The following is a 218-nucleotide window of genomic DNA, read 5'->3' on the forward strand; positions in this document are numbered from 1 at the left end:
TCTCTCGCTGGCTTAGAGCCATTTGAAGAGAATGCCACCATGGGCGGCGAAGAAGGGGGCGAAGACAAGGGATTCAACCGCCATAAGCTTGTGAGCGCGACCGGCGACATGACTCGCGGCAACCTTGAGAGGATCTCCAATGGTGTCACCAATGACAGCCGCCTTGTGAGGGTCAGAACCTTTTGGGCCAAGGGTCCTGGCATGCTCTGAAACTCCAG

1 protein-coding gene is annotated in these 218 nt (G+C 56.9%); it reads right to left on the minus strand.

Annotated elements, in window-relative coordinates:
- Nucleotides 1-12: 12 nt before the first annotated feature.
- Nucleotides 13-153: a hypothetical protein gene (locus tag FWJ25_RS20910; protein ID WP_497755931.1), complete on the minus strand. Its 141-nt coding sequence runs from the start codon at nt 151-153 to the stop codon at nt 13-15.
- Nucleotides 154-218: the final 65 nt, after the last annotated feature.

The organism is Marinobacter salinexigens (assembly GCF_008370345.1).
Taxonomy (GTDB): Bacteria; Pseudomonadota; Gammaproteobacteria; order Pseudomonadales; family Oleiphilaceae; genus Marinobacter; species Marinobacter salinexigens.